This is a genomic window from Kordia sp. (assembly GCF_022447245.1).
Classification (GTDB): Bacteria; Bacteroidota; Bacteroidia; order Flavobacteriales; family Flavobacteriaceae; genus Kordia.
Map to the genome: position 1 here is coordinate 146,268 of NZ_JAKVBC010000008.1, position 12,753 is coordinate 159,020.

Annotated in this window: 12 protein-coding genes and 1 pseudogene; 10 read left to right on the forward strand and 3 right to left on the reverse strand. The window is 34.3% G+C overall.

Annotated elements, in window-relative coordinates; all coding sequences use genetic code 11:
- The first annotated feature begins 130 nt into the window (after window positions 1-130).
- The 10 genes from MK119_RS07715 (at window position 131) to MK119_RS07760 (ending at window position 7,867) form a co-directional block, all read left to right on the forward strand.
- The gene (locus MK119_RS07715) at window positions 131-490 is read left to right on the forward strand and encodes a DoxX family protein (protein WP_290672599.1); all 360 of its coding nucleotides are present in this window, start codon (window positions 131-133) and stop codon (window positions 488-490) included.
- A gap of 27 nt (window positions 491-517) precedes the next feature.
- Window positions 518-1,057, forward strand: a complete 540-nt coding sequence (locus MK119_RS07720) for an NAD(P)H-dependent oxidoreductase (RefSeq protein ID WP_290672602.1) — start codon at window positions 518-520, stop codon at window positions 1,055-1,057.
- Window positions 1,058-1,106: 49 nt separating this feature from the next.
- Window positions 1,107-1,535 (forward strand): (4Fe-4S)-binding protein, encoded by a 429-nt coding sequence (locus MK119_RS07725; RefSeq protein ID WP_290672605.1) that lies wholly within the window; start codon window positions 1,107-1,109, stop codon window positions 1,533-1,535.
- A 21-nt stretch (window positions 1,536-1,556) separates the two neighbouring features.
- Entirely contained in the window at window positions 1,557-1,997 is a 441-nt protein-coding gene (locus MK119_RS07730) for a MarR family transcriptional regulator (protein ID WP_290672608.1), read from the forward strand.
- Between the two features lie 58 nt (window positions 1,998-2,055).
- Window positions 2,056-2,958 (forward strand): pirin family protein, encoded by a 903-nt coding sequence (locus tag MK119_RS07735; RefSeq protein ID WP_290672611.1) that lies wholly within the window; start codon window positions 2,056-2,058, stop codon window positions 2,956-2,958.
- 302 nt (window positions 2,959-3,260) lie between these two features.
- The gene (locus MK119_RS07740) at window positions 3,261-3,977 is read left to right on the forward strand and encodes a pirin family protein (protein ID WP_290672614.1); all 717 of its coding nucleotides are present in this window, start codon (window positions 3,261-3,263) and stop codon (window positions 3,975-3,977) included.
- A 139-nt stretch (window positions 3,978-4,116) separates the two neighbouring features.
- The gene (locus tag MK119_RS07745) at window positions 4,117-4,290 is read left to right on the forward strand and encodes a hypothetical protein (protein WP_290672616.1); all 174 of its coding nucleotides are present in this window, start codon (window positions 4,117-4,119) and stop codon (window positions 4,288-4,290) included.
- A gap of 141 nt (window positions 4,291-4,431) precedes the next feature.
- The gene (locus MK119_RS07750) at window positions 4,432-5,064 is read left to right on the forward strand and encodes a glycosyl hydrolase family 17 protein (RefSeq protein WP_290672618.1); all 633 of its coding nucleotides are present in this window, start codon (window positions 4,432-4,434) and stop codon (window positions 5,062-5,064) included.
- A 220-nt stretch (window positions 5,065-5,284) separates the two neighbouring features.
- Window positions 5,285-7,309, forward strand: a complete 2,025-nt coding sequence (locus MK119_RS07755) for an NADPH-dependent 2,4-dienoyl-CoA reductase (RefSeq protein ID WP_290672620.1) — start codon at window positions 5,285-5,287, stop codon at window positions 7,307-7,309.
- A 3-nt stretch (window positions 7,310-7,312) separates the two neighbouring features.
- A complete protein-coding gene (locus tag MK119_RS07760; protein WP_290672623.1) occupies window positions 7,313-7,867 on the forward strand; it encodes a hypothetical protein in 555 nt (184 codons plus the stop codon).
- A 96-nt stretch (window positions 7,868-7,963) separates the two neighbouring features.
- Here the strand turns inward: MK119_RS07760 and MK119_RS07765 are convergent.
- The 3 genes and pseudogenes from MK119_RS07765 to MK119_RS07770 all read right to left on the reverse strand — a co-directional run bounded on the left by MK119_RS07765 (window position 7,964) and on the right by MK119_RS07770 (window position 12,477).
- Window positions 7,964-8,857 (reverse strand): annotated as a pseudogene (locus MK119_RS07765) (TraB/GumN family protein).
- Between the two features lie 654 nt (window positions 8,858-9,511).
- Window positions 9,512-9,568 (reverse strand): hypothetical protein, encoded by a 57-nt coding sequence (locus tag MK119_RS24260; RefSeq protein ID WP_366512782.1) that lies wholly within the window; start codon window positions 9,566-9,568, stop codon window positions 9,512-9,514.
- Window positions 9,562-12,477, reverse strand: a complete 2,916-nt coding sequence (locus tag MK119_RS07770) for a hypothetical protein (protein ID WP_290672626.1) — start codon at window positions 12,475-12,477, stop codon at window positions 9,562-9,564. Before MK119_RS07770 ends, MK119_RS24260 begins: the two co-directional genes overlap by 7 nt.
- Window positions 12,478-12,753: the final 276 nt, after the last annotated feature.

The window sequence follows — 12,753 nt, forward strand, 5'->3', positions numbered from 1 at the left end:
TTATCGCTATTGAAAATGACAAGGTTTGAAAATTTTCTTAAAAACCTTTAAATATTTTACAAGGAAATAGTTTCCTTGGAAAATAAAATTATTTTATGTAGATTTGTAAAGAATTTAAAGACTAACAAACATGAAAACTCATAAAATAATTTATTTTGTTGCAACAGGATTATTTACTGCATTAATGTTATTTTCGGTAGGAATGTATTTTTTTAAAAATGCAGATATTGTATTAGGATTTAAAAGTTTTGGATATCCAACATATTTGATTTATCCATTAGCCATTGCTAAACTTTTAGGATTGATTACAATTTGGCAAACAAAATACAAAACCATTAAGGAATGGGCATATGCAGGTTTCTTCTTTAATGTAGTCCTAGCATTTTTTGCACACATTATGATTAATGATGGGGAACAAATGGGCGCAATCATAGGTTTAGTCCTTTTGCCATTATCTTATTCTTTTGGAAAGAAAATTAGGCGTATTTAATTAAATTAACACAATAAAAAATAAAACATGGAAAAAATAGTAGCATTTGCAGGAAGCGACAGTAAAACATCGATTAATAAACAATTAGCAGCGTATGCAGCAAGTTTAGTTACAAATGCAGAAGTAAACGTATTAGACTTAAACGATTATGAATTGCCATTATATGGAATTGATAAAGAAATGGAAATTGGAATTCCAGAAAATGCACAAGCATTCTTAAAGGAGATTCAAGCTGCCGACGGAATTATTTTATCCTTAGCAGAGCACAATGGAGCGTATGCAACGGTGTTTAAAAACATATTTGATTGGATGTCGCGCATTGATGGAAAATTATGGGGGAATGTTCCAATGTTATTAATGGCAACGTCTCCAGGCGGAAGAGGCGGACAAACCGTATTAGAGATAGCCAAAGGACGATTCCCGTATATGGGAGGAAATATTGTAGCTGATTTTTCATTGCCTTACTTCAATGATAACTTTAAAGATGGAGCCATAGTGAATGAGGAATTGCTTGGAAACCTACAAATAGAAGTAGCGAAACTCAAAATGTCACTGAATGACGCTTAGATTTTCGTATCTTTAAAAGACATTTAAAAAATTAAAAAAACTAGCAATCATGGCAGAAAAAGAAACCATCAAAGAATACAGTAATGAAGATATTACGGTGGTTTGGAAACCTAAAACATGTACACATTCCAAAAATTGTTGGAAAGGATTATTGCAGGTCTTTAATCCGCAAAACAGACCTTGGGTGAACATGGATGGCGCTAGTACAAACCGTATCAAAAAACAAATAGCAGCATGTCCTTCAGGTGCATTGTCGTATAGAAGTAACAAAGAAGATGATCAGGAAGAAGTGTATATGGAAACAAAAGTGGAAGCCATGGAAAATGGACCGCTAATTGTATACGGAACGTTAAACATTACAAATTCTGACGGAACCAAAGAAAAGCGAAATAAAACAACCGCTTTTTGCAGATGTGGTGCTTCCAACAATAAACCGTATTGTGATGGGGCGCATATTGAAGCAGGTTTTAAAGGATAATTTTAAAAAAGAAAATCACGCATGGGAGACATTGCAAAAGACATACAATCAACATTTCCATCTGAAAGAGTGAAAGCGTTCATCAATATAAAGTATACCGCAAATTGGATTACAAGTTTAGAAAATGAATTTTTTAAACCTTTTGGAATCTCTCCACAACAATTCAATATATTACGGATATTAAGAGGAGCTGGAAAAGCAATTAAAGTGCAAGAAATAAAAGATAGAATGATAGAAAGAGCACCTAATGCCACAAGATTGATGGATAAATTATGCAGCAAAAACCTCATAGAACGTATTCGCTGTCCCAAAGATAGGAGAGTAGTACATATTGCCATCACCGATGCCGGATTAAACTTATTGACAGAAATTGACAAAATAGGAGAAAAAAGAAGTATTCTCGACAAACTAACGGAAGGAGAAGCCAAACAATTGAGTGATCTTTTGGATAAAGTTCGTTAGTAAATACCATAAAACAGGCTATAAAATGATAGCCTGTTTTTTAAATCAAATATTTTCCATGGAAAATATTGCAAACACAATTAAAAAAGAAAGAGTAGAAATCATGAAAACACTACGAAGCATAGCATACAAAGGAAAAAGTGACTATGTAAATATGGGCGGAAACTTAATTCGCCAACCATTACCAACCCAAGAACTCGATCAAGTAGATCCGTTCTTACTGTTGCATCATTACAAATATGATGTCGGACCATATAGTCCAGGCTTATCATTATCACCGCATCCACATCGCGGATTTGAACCAGTAACGTTTATCTTTCAAGGCGAGCAATTGCACCGCGATTCACTCGGAAACGAAGGTGTCTTAAAAGCTGGCGATGTACAATGGATGACTGCTGGAAGTGGCGTTATTCACGATGAAGGACCAAGTAAAGACTTTGTAGGTACGATGGAAGGAATTCAACTTTGGGTAAATCTTCCAAGTAAGTACAAAATGACAACTCCAAAATACCAAGATGTCAAATCAGAAAGTATGCCAGTTGTTCCTCTAACTAATGGAAATGGAGGCATCAAAATAGTCGCAGGAGAACTTCATGGGCAAAAAGGAGCGACAAGTACGTTTACGGAAATTAATGCGTTTATTGTCAACTTGGAAGCAAATGACAAAACTACAATTTCGTTGCCAACACATCACGATGCGTTAGTATACTTAATAAAAGGAGAAACGCGTATAAACGATGATCAAACTTTAAAGTTAAATCAATTACAAATGCTTACGTTCCATAAAGATGGAGAAGCTATTGAACTAGAAGCAAATCAAAACAGTACTTTGTTGATCCTTTCGGGAGAACCAATTGAAGAAAAAGTAGCTTCTTGGGGACCGTATGTAATGAACACACAAACGGAAATCATGGAAGCCTTGCGTGACTATCAACAAGGAAAAATGGGACATCTTTATTAGGAACTAGGTTTTTGGGTATTAGGTATTAGTATTTTTATTAAAAAGTAAATTCTAAAGTAAACTAATTGAAGAATAATCAATTTAGCAAAATTATTTGGGCGTAACTCCCGAAAAATCGCGAGTCGCGCTTTCGAGAGTCGCTCTCTGCGAGGAGCTCCAACAAATCTCTCTATCGCTTACGCCAGTTCAAAGAAATGAGATGCTAGTATGGAGTATGGAGAAGTTTCAAAGTACAATCTGAGGCATTCGAGAAAACAAACAAATCGATAAAAAAGCAAATCGACAAATAAACAGAAAAAATAATGAAAACAATATATCACAAAGGAAACACAAGAGGAAAAGCAGATCATGGATGGCTGAAAAGTTATCACAGTTTCAGTTTTGCAAACTATTACGATCCTGAACGTATGGGATTCGGACAATTACGTGTCTTAAATGACGATATTGTAAAACCAAAAATGGGCTTCGGAACACATCCGCATCAAAATATGGAAATCATTTCTATTCCATTAAGTGGCGCATTGACTCATAAAGATAGTATGGACAACAAAAGAGCAATTACGGTTGGCGAAGTACAAGTCATGTCAGCAGGAACTGGATTGCAACATTCAGAATTCAATGATAGTAAAACGGATGAGGTGAACTTCTTACAACTATGGATTCAACCAGAAGAAATTGGAGTAACACCGCGTTATGAACAAAAACATTTTGATCTAGAAAAACGCGAAAATCAATTCCAAACAGTCGTAGCACCAAAAGACAAAATAGTCGATGAAGCACTTTGGATTCATCAACAAGCATACATTTCCATAGGAAACTTTGATCCATCTCAAACAATTGACTTTAAACTAAATGATCATACACACGGAGTCTATGTATTCGTATTAGAAGGAACAATCACTATTGGAGGAGAAACACTAACAACAAAAGATGCTTTAGGTATTTGGGACACAGAAAGTGTAGAAATAGAAGTGAAAGAAACTTCAAAAATTCTAGTGATAGAAGTCCCAATGAAGTAAAAAATCACATAAAAGTTATAGTAAAAAAGACGATCTGTAAATAAAACTACAGATCGTCTTTTTTTTCCCAAAGGTGTTAAAACACACATAACAGCTGGAGATTGCATTTTTATGCGTACCTTTTTACAAAACAACCACCATGAGTAACACAAATTCATTATTTGGCGGAAGCGATATGATGGGCGTATGTTATGCTCCCTACCACCAAGTCGTTTCTGTACCAAAATCATCTTACACCAAAGCAAATGTAGATGCCGATTTAAAAATTATCAGTGATTTCAGTATGACATTTATTCGTACCTACACCGTATAAGGATGTCAACAACACCTACCAGAACTTTGTAAAAAGCACAATATAGGCATTGCTTTAGGAGCATGGATTTTTCAAGGCGATAGTGCAAGCACACATGCAGAAATAGATACAGCACTTACCAAAGCAAATGCATATCCAGATATGGTAAAAGTCATTGTCATTGGTAATGAAGTAGATCTGGCTTCAAATAACTATACGCTTGCAGAAGTGGAGTCAGCTTTTAATTACGCAAAAACACAATTAGCCAGCTACCCAAAAATCAGTAATGTTCCTTTAACTATTTGTATGACAGGTGCTGGTCCAATGAGTCCTACTTGGTCAACATTACTGAGTATTATGCAAGACTATGCGTTTCTTACCATTTATCCTTGGTATGGACAAAAAGGGAATCACGAAAAAAATCCTAGTCAATTTCCAATGACTCCAGGTAATATTACAGGAAACATGCAGTATTCTTATGATAACGGTATGGTACAAGCCATAAATGCTGGATTGGAAGTCGTCATAGCAGAAATTGGTTGGCCTAGCGCTGGTGATGATAATGCAGACACAAATTGGAAAGCTGAAGTCACCAATTTTAATGCTACCTGTAAATGGATAAACGGTTCAAATATATATAACAAATCTTTCATTACCATGTGGTTTGAAATGTTTGACGAACCATGGAAAACAATAGAAGGCGCTTGGGGACCATATTGGGGAATATATGGTTCAGGTACTACTCCTAAAATAAAAACCGATAGTTCCAAAACAAAATTTACGAAGTGTAGTTGATTCAATAATTACTACGTAAACTTACAATTAATAAAGCCTGAGTAAAAACTTAGGCTTTTTCTTTTCAAACAACTGCAATTCCCGAGCAATCACCGAAAAATATTCGCCACTTGTCAAAAAATAGCTATATTGCATGATATTATGCGTGCATAATAAAAAGAATAATTCATTTTAATAGAATTGTTTTATCTTTAATAGTACCAATAAACCATCAGCATACATGAAGTATAAACATATATTTGAGCCGTTAGATTTAGGATTTACAACACTTAAAAACAGAGTGTTAATGGGATCTATGCATACAGGATTAGAAGAAGCAAAAAACGGATTTGAACGATTGGCTGCATTTTATGGTGAACGCGCAAAAGGAGGTGTAGGATTAATTGTTACTGGTGGAATGGCACCAAGTGTACGAGGTTGGTTATCGCCTTTTGGATCGCGAATGAGTACAAAAAAACATGCTAAAAAGCATAAAGTAATTACAGAAGCAGTTCATAAAAATGGTGGAAAAATATGCATGCAAATTCTACACGCAGGCCGTTATGGATACCATCCATTAAATGTAGCGCCTTCAGCTATTCAATCACCAATTACACCTTTTAAGCCTAAAAAGCTAAGTGTTAATGGAGTAAAGAGAACGATTAAGAGCTTTGCTAAGTCAGCCGAATTGGCAAAATTAGCAGGTTATGATGGTGTGGAAATTATGGGCTCTGAAGGATATCTAATCAATCAATTTATTGTTGAACATACAAACAAACGCTCTGATGAATGGGGAGGAAGTTATGCCAAACGAATGAAATTTGCTGTAGAAATAGTAAAAGCTGCTCGTGAAGCTGTTGGAAAAGAATTCATCATTATTTATCGTTTGTCCATGCTTGATTTGGTAGATAAAGGAAGCAGTTGGGAAGAAGTAGTACAATTGGCAAAAGCGATTGAAAAAGCTGGTGCAACAATCATCAATACAGGAATTGGTTGGCATGAAGCTAGAATTCCAACGATTGCCACATCTGTTCCTAGAGCTGCTTTTACATGGATTACTGAACGTATGAAGAAAGAAGTAGGCATTCCTTTAATAACTTCAAACAGAATCAACATGCCAAGTGTTGCTGAAAAAGTACTGGCAGATGGACATGCAGACATGATTTCAATGGCACGACCATTTTTAGCAGATGCTGATTGGGTAAACAAAGCTGCAGAAGAAAAAGACCAAGAAATAAACACCTGCATTGCTTGCAATCAAGCATGTTTGGATCATATATTCAGTAAAAAAATAGCAAGTTGTTTGGTAAATCCTAGAGCTTGTCATGAAACGGAATTCGATTATAAACCTGCAAGTATTAAAAAGAAATTAGCCGTTATTGGAGCTGGTCCAGCAGGGCTGGCGGCTGCGACTATTGCAGCACAACGTGGACATGAAGTTACACTATTTGATGATAATGCTGAGGTTGGTGGACAATTTAATATTGCAAAGCAAATTCCAGGAAAAGAAGAGTTTTACGAAACCATCCGTTATTTCAACAAGCAAATTGATTTGCACAATGTAGAACTGCAGTTAAACAAACGTGTTACTGCTGAAGAACTATCAAAAGGAAATTTTGAAGAAATTATTCTAGCAACGGGAATTAAACCAAGAACTCCAAAAATAGAAGGTATTGAGCACAAAAAAGTACTAAATTATTTAGATGTATTAAAACATAAAAAGCCTGTTGGAAAACGTGTCGCAGTGATTGGAGCAGGAGGAATAGGTTTTGATGTTTCTGAATATTTATCGCATGAAGGAGAAGCAACTTCGCAAAACATTGATGCGTGGTTGAAAGAATGGGGAATTGATCAAACTTTAGAAGCACGAGGTGGAATTGAAAATATGAAACCTGACTTTCATGGCTCGCCAAGAGAAATTTTTATGTTGAAACGAAGCAAAGGAAAATTCGGCGGAAACTTAGGAAAAACGACAGGTTGGATTCACAGAACGAATCTAAAAAAGAAGAAAGTCAACTTTATAGGAGAAGTTCAGTATACCAAAATTGACGATCAAGGATTGCACTACACACAAAATGAAGAAGCTAAAGTATTAGAAGTGGATAATATAGTGATCTGTGCAGGACAAACACCTTTAAAAGAATTATTAGAGCCGCTTGAAGCCAAAGGAATGAAAGTACATGTCATTGGTGGGGCAGACATTGCAGCTGAATTAGACGCTAAGCGCGCAATTGATCAAGGAAGTCGATTGGCCGCGAAGTTGTAGATAATGGATTTCGATTTCAATTTTGGATCTAGAGAACATCACGCAAAAAATGCGCTATGGTATGGAATTGGTTGTATCTTTTCTGCATTCTACTTTTTTGCTCCTACATTATTAACTTCCGAAACATCCTTGGTTGAACAAAAAGGAGAAGTCATTTATGTAAAAACTAGATATATTCCTGTTGAATCCAGAGGCGCAAAAAGTACCAAAGCTCGATTAGCAATTCGACTAGAAAATGATCCGAAATTTTATAGAATTCATAAAAATATAGGAAGTGATCGTTCTTATAAACTTTATGAGGATATTGAAAGAAGGCTTAAAAAATCAGGAAAAGCAAGTATTTGGATTCGAAAAAGTGAATTGAATGAAACAACACCTAAAGTATTTCAAATTGCCACAGGAATTGGAAATATTGTGTATGATATGGATGATGTAAAGTTTGAACTGCGATTGCTGTTTCCACTTTCATTGTTGTGTGGACTTGTCTGCATAGGAGTGTATTTAAACTACAAGCGCCCTGAATTATTCCGTAAACTGAAAGAAATATGGAACGAATAAATTAGAAGAATAAAAATCCGCAACGTTCAAAAAAGCATTGCGGATTTTTTTTATGATTTCGTTCTCAATTGCGAAGCAAAAAATCTAATATCTAAATTAATAAACTGGCTCCACTGTATATCCTTGTTTTCTCAACAAATTAATCACACCTTGTTCACCAGGTAAATGTAAGGCTCCAACACCAATAAATGCAGGTGCTTCTTTCGTAATATTTTCAATCAATGGAATCCAATTACGATTGCGTTGATCTACTAAACTTTCTTGAAAATCAGCTTCCAAACCTTGTTCTGTCATCACAGATAACAAACCTTCTAGGTCTTCGGCATTATAATATTTTGTCATTTCCTCAAAGCTTTTTTTACTTTCTTCCATTCCAGTTGTTGCCATTTCTACTAATCATTTTAACTGTTCTTCATACGGAATTTTATCAAACACATTCATTTGATCTTCAATTGTTTCCAAGCCAATCACATCTTCTTCTTGTTCCTTGGCAATTTTCATAAACTCAGTCTCGTATGCAGTTCCATTATCACAAACAGCCATTTTTGAAGTCAAAGTTGCTGTAATTGCAAATGGTTTCATTGTGTTGAACATTTTTAAATTGATTCCAACTTGTTCTTTAAAAAAGTCAGAAAGTGTTTGGTAATCTTCTTCATTCATTAAACCTTGAATGGTTTTGCCTTCTTTCATAAAGATAAGCTTCATCATATTGGCTTGTAGTTTTGGGTCAGTCATATCAATTTCTAACACCAAACGATCGGTTTCATCAAATGCTTTTTTGAGTTTGTCAGTGTATTTATAATCACAGGTTAAGTGAATGGTTCCGTATAAATACGACGGTTTTTCAATACCATTTCCAGAAATTTTCCAGAGTAGTGAGTTTTCTAATTTTGGTGCTGCAGTACTCTTGCTTGCAGATTTGCTAGAATTACAACTACTGACAAATAATACTAGTACAGAAAGTACTAAAAGGGAAAGTTTTTTATTCATAAATTAAGTTTAATGCGTACAAGAACGCTCTTTTTTTGTAAAGATACTAAAAATATATGCGTAGGGTTTGAGACAACACAGGAAGTCAATTAGAAATGCTTGTATTAATTTTTTTTAGTATTTTAGATTAAAAATTCGATATTTGTAACTCACAAAAGCACAAAGCATAGAGGCATTGTTGAAGCTCTTCTTACAGAGCGACTGCCGAAAGCTTTACCTTTCACTTTTTTAAAAACAAATATAAAAAATAGCTGCAACGTCAGTATTTGTAAGTGTTTTTCTTATTTTGAAAACACAAATAGAATAATAGTAATTTTAAGACAGTTTGACTTTATCACAAAATTAGAAATGACATTAGTAGTAGGAAGAATTACACAAAGGGAAATTAGAGTAGATAGTGATTCTAAGATAACCACCCCAAATATTACTTCCTATCGGATTAGTATTTTTTTCTGGATTACTTAAAATGAAATTGCTACATTTGATTGGACATACTACATGAGTTTATTTCATAACAGTGATTTGTTTGGCTCGCATAATATAATATACTCACAAAATAAGTTTGCAATAGTTTTATATAGAAACGATTACAAAAAAAATAGCATGGATTTACCCATGCTATTTTTTATATCCGTTAGTATTATGTAACGAAAGCTAGTATTTGATAAATTTAAAATTCTTAATTCCTGTATCGGTATTAATTTTTAAAATATAAGTTCCTTGTTGAAGTTGACTATATTGATATTTAAAGAAATTGTGTCATCATTTTTTGTCAAAATTTGTTGTCCAACAATACTGTATATTGAAAGTTGTTTGATTTCTCTTTGTTCAATATTCTTTAGTAGTATACGCTCAGAATCATCGTCATATACCAATAGTATATCATTTAATGATTCTTCTGCGACACTCAGTGTTCCAGATTCTTGAAATACAATACTAAATCTTGTATCATCTACTGCTGCATCAAGCCAAATAGAAGCTTCTGAATTTGATAAATTATAATACGTGTCATTATGAATATCTTTCAAGTATACAGTGACATCACTTGGGACATTCTCCATGTCATCAATACTAAATTCATACATTCCAGTATCCGTCACTTTGACTCCTAATGGAAGCTCTTGTGTATTATCAAATTGTGGAAGTGCTTGTATACTTAATTTGTCATTATTTAGTATCCAATATAACTCGTTTCTTTGATCTTCATAGGCTTTTGCATCATAACCTTTGTCGTAGGCTGTTGTTGTATTAGGATCATATCCCAAACCAATAATTCGCGTATGTTCTGCTGGTTCTTTAAAAGACAACCAAATCTTCATTCGATCATCTTCTGTTTCAGTAGTTGTTATATTTTTGGCAGCATTGCTTCTATAGAAAATAGTTGTACTATCAGATTCCTTAGAAAAAATTCTTTGTGCATTATTAAATACCAATGAACCACCATTATCAATAGTCACAAAGAATCCTTGACCAATGGTTATGTTTTTTGTAGGTCTGTCTTTACTCGCTACTCCATTTCCACTCGTGAGCCCTGAATTATCTGCAATGGCAGGAAGTGACATCATTAAATTATAAGTTGCATAACCGCCTTCATAATCAACTAAATTATGACTACTGTTAGAAGTAAAATGTTCCCAAAAATATAATGTTCCATCTATCACAGATAAATTATCATTAATAAATTCGTCAGCATCTATTGCTGACGGATATGGATTTCCTACTAAGAAATCATTATTAGCTGTTACGGTGTATGTGTAATTCCCATCATTTGGAATCCCTTTAAAAATGTATTCTTGCTCAGCACTTGCAATTCCAGACCCTTTCATAGTATATCCTCTACCTGGGCTTAAATTATCTGTTGGAGATAAAAAGTTCCATCCAGAATACTCTCCAGAAACAGAATTAAAATCGTACAACCATCGATTACTTAATGTAATTGGCGTAGTAGATGGATTTGCATCTAAAGAAGTCGTGAAATTCACAACGCCGTTTGGCTCTTCCAAATAGCCTATTTGCCAATTTCCACCTCTGTTTACAGGTGAACTCCAATAGTTGTAATTATATAAATTTACAGTTCCTTGTTGTCTTACTCGCAATTCGCCAATACCAGCATTGGAAGTTGTATTTGAATGATTTTGGATTAATTGTGCTTCTCCAAACAAATCAATAACTCCATCGACTACTACTTGGTCTTCTATCTCTAGTAAAATGCCATCAGAAACAATAACAGTTCCACCATTTTCAACTTCTATTTCTCGTACATGTGCGTCAAAAGTTAATACACTAATAGCACCTGGTTTTACTGTAAACTTTAGACATTCATTAGTATCGTTAGGAGCATTTGCAGCACCAGAACCATTAAAAAAGGAAGTACCGTCCCACACAATTTGATCCAAATAACGCAATGTAAAATAATCTCCATCTGTGAATGTTACACCTGTTATTGTAGCTGTATTGCCTACTAAAGTTGCATCGTAGGTCGTTGGAGAACTGAAATCACTATTATTATCCACGGCTAATTGTAAAGGTTGGCAACTTTGTTTTCCTGATAAATCAACTCCTGTAATATCAAAAGTAACAGTAACAGTTCCCAAATCATTAATTTTACTTACACGCCATTTTGAATTTAACTCTTCATAATAGCTTGTTGTATTTGTTGTAAAATCATACGTAGGATCTTTGGTTTCCTCTCCCCAAAATAAGAAGTCTCCACTAGAAAGAGTAGAAGGTGAGCTAATACGTACAATTCCTGTACCTCTAGAATCTGTATGATTTGTTCCGTCAGATGCTTGACCGATTCCAGCAACATCGTGATCAAAATTTCCGTTTCCAGAATTATCTTGTGTATAAAAATCGTTGTTTGTAAGTCCAACATTATACTTCGCAGATAAATAGTTTGAAACAATGATGTGTTGTGCAGTATTGATGGTTTCCCCAAAAACGATAAATTCTGTAATAGAACCATTCCAGAATTCATTATATGTTTTTCCAAAATCACGATCTGTAACATTTCCAATAGTTAAGAAGCTTTCTCCATTCCCATTCCCGTTTGCGGCATTATTAATGATTAAATTCCCATTAAACCAGCCTGAAAAAGAAGAATTGGTATATTGCGCATTTACAATAAAATCTGAATTCACGCTTGGACTTACAAAACAGTTAACACCACCTCCAAAATAGTGAAAGCTTGTAGCGCCGCATCTCGTATCAAAACCAATTGCTCTGTCATATCCAGAGTCATCATGCCCAAATAACTTTGAAAACGGACTGTTGGTCGCAGTATTGTGATCTGCAACAGCAATTACAGTAATGTTTGGATGAACATTTGGACTGATATCATAAGCAACACGTAATTCATCATCACCCGAAAACTCTAACGTAGGATAGCTGTTTTTCAGATTGGTATTGAATTGTGGCTTTCTGTTATTAACTATTTGTATTGCATGGTTGTTATTTCCAGAAGCATCATTCCATTGTTGCAACACACTTCCAGAAGTGGAAACAGTGCTTCCCGCATCAGAAAAGTGATTAATATCTCTTAACCAAATATCTAATGTTGAAGATCCATCATTTGTACCAACACCTCCAGGTCCAGTTTGAGCAAAACAATTGAAGCTCATAGTAAAAAATATAAAAAAAAGTATTGGTAATAGATTTTTCATTTCTATAGTTTTTACATATAAAATTAATAGAATAATATTTACTTTTTTTTATGAAGATTGATTTTCAATAAAAAATCGATAAAATACAATTTATTACCGATAAAATACTGTTCTAATCATTTATAATACAGAATAAACCTTCAGCTTTGCCAGGGTGTAAGCTTCCCCATTTTTCAGACAGTTTAAAAATCAACTATTTTTGAATTATAAAGAAAAGCAGATTTAGTGAAGCTC

Coding starts and splice junctions, on each gene's coding strand:
- MK119_RS07755 (WP_290672620.1), top strand. CDS start 5,285: ATGAAGTATAAACATATATTTGAGCCGTTAGATTTAGGATTTACAACA.
- MK119_RS07725 (WP_290672605.1), top strand. CDS start 1,107: ATGGCAGAAAAAGAAACCATCAAAGAATACAGTAATGAAGATATTACG.
- MK119_RS07750 (WP_290672618.1), top strand. CDS start 4,432: ATGGTAAAAGTCATTGTCATTGGTAATGAAGTAGATCTGGCTTCAAAT.
- MK119_RS07735 (WP_290672611.1), top strand. CDS start 2,056: ATGGAAAATATTGCAAACACAATTAAAAAAGAAAGAGTAGAAATCATG.
- MK119_RS07770 (WP_290672626.1), bottom strand. CDS start 12,477: ATGAGCTTCAATTGTTTTGCTCAAACTGGACCTGGAGGTGTTGGTACA.
- MK119_RS07730 (WP_290672608.1), top strand. CDS start 1,557: ATGGGAGACATTGCAAAAGACATACAATCAACATTTCCATCTGAAAGA.
- MK119_RS07745 (WP_290672616.1), top strand. CDS start 4,117: ATGAGTAACACAAATTCATTATTTGGCGGAAGCGATATGATGGGCGTA.
- MK119_RS07760 (WP_290672623.1), top strand. CDS start 7,313: ATGGATTTCGATTTCAATTTTGGATCTAGAGAACATCACGCAAAAAAT.
- MK119_RS07720 (WP_290672602.1), top strand. CDS start 518: ATGGAAAAAATAGTAGCATTTGCAGGAAGCGACAGTAAAACATCGATT.
- MK119_RS07740 (WP_290672614.1), top strand. CDS start 3,261: ATGAAAACAATATATCACAAAGGAAACACAAGAGGAAAAGCAGATCAT.
- MK119_RS07715 (WP_290672599.1), top strand. CDS start 131: ATGAAAACTCATAAAATAATTTATTTTGTTGCAACAGGATTATTTACT.